The organism is Rhodococcus sp. IEGM1428 (genome assembly GCF_050321865.1).
Lineage (GTDB): Bacteria > Actinomycetota > Actinomycetes > Mycobacteriales > Mycobacteriaceae > Rhodococcoides.
Genome location: NZ_JBNQFW010000017.1, coordinates 1 through 1365, shown reverse-complemented (window position 1 = coordinate 1365; position 1365 = coordinate 1). Strand labels below are relative to the sequence as shown.

Below are 1365 nucleotides of genomic sequence, written 5' to 3'. Positions count from 1 at the left end.
CGTGTTCAGTCCGGGGACATATGAGACACGAGATGTCCAGGGACATGTGACACACGGGCTGTGGTGATGCTGCGGGGCACTGTGACCGGCTATGGAGTAATCCATGGCCAGAACGGATGCCCGGATGAACCTGCTCGACGCCACCTTGACCGCATGGATCATCGAGGGAGCTGAGGTCTTCGACGCCCGAGGCCTGTCAGGCTTCTGCGCCGATCACGGGCTCTCCCGCAGTACCGCCAACCGTCACGCCGCCCGGATCCGAGAACGGGGCCGGTGGGAGCTCGACTCCCGCCGGCCCCGCTCGAGCCCGGCACGCACCCCCGACACTGTCGAAGCCCACATCATCGCGCTACGGAGGAAACTGGGCCGCGAAAACGGTGCCGACAACATCCGCTACGAGCTGAAAAAGCTTGCCGCAGAACATGATTGGTCAGTCAAAGACTGGAAGATTCCAGCCAGATCCACCATCAACAACATCCTCACCCGCCACGGCCTGGTGACACCGGAGCCGAAGAAACGACCGAAGTCGTCCTACCGCCGATTCCAATACGCCCGACCCCGCGACTGCTATCAGATCGACGCCACCGAAGTCGTGCTCGCCGGCGGCGGCAAAGCCACTGTCTTCGAGGTTCTCGACGACTGCACCCGCACCCTCGTCGCGACCTACGTCTGCCACGCCGAGACCACCGCCGGTGCCATCGCCGCCATAGGCAAAGCGTTCGCCGACTATGGTGTTCCCGCAATAGTGTTGTCCGACAACGGAATGGCGTTCTGCGCAACCGCATCGAAGGGCCGCTCGAAGTTCGGTGCATTCGTCACCGATTCCGGTGCCCGCCTCATCCACTCGAGCCCGTACCACCCACAGACCAACGGCAAAGTCGAACGCCACCACCGCACCTTCAAAGAGTGGCTCACCGACCAACCCGCCCGGCCCGTCACTACCGCTCAACTACAGACATCGTGCAACCGATACCAGAAGTTCTACAACACCGACCGCCGCCACAGTGCCGTGAACATGCCTCCTGATCAGGCCTGGAACCAAGCTGCGACCCTCGGCGGCCCGCAGCATTTACCCGCCCAGGTCGACGCCTCCGTCGGCACCCATCGCGTCTCCGACTCCGGCGTGATCGCCGTCGGCGACCACACGATCTCCGTCGGACGACCCCACGCCTACACCCGCGTGACCGTCCTACGTGACGGCAACCACGTCACCGCCTACAAGGCCAGCGGAGAAGTCCTCGGCCACCTGCACCTCAACATCGACAAGCGCTACCAAGGACAACTCCACCGCCCCGCAGCCTAGAATCGTGTCCCACATGTATCGAGACACCCGTGTCCCACATGCATCAAGACAGCACACGTAGC

Annotated in this window: 1 protein-coding gene; it reads left to right on the top strand. The window is 63.2% G+C overall.

Annotated features, from left to right (window positions below; translation table 11 throughout):
• Nucleotides 1-103 precede the first annotated feature (103 nt).
• Entirely contained in the window at nucleotides 104-1303 is a 1200-nt protein-coding gene (locus ACQR3T_RS28610) for a DDE-type integrase/transposase/recombinase (RefSeq protein ID WP_428695803.1), read from the top strand.
• Nucleotides 1304-1365 lie beyond the last annotated feature (62 nt).

Coding starts and splice junctions, on each gene's coding strand:
- ACQR3T_RS28610 (WP_428695803.1), top strand. CDS start 104: ATGGCCAGAACGGATGCCCGGATGAACCTGCTCGACGCCACCTTGACC.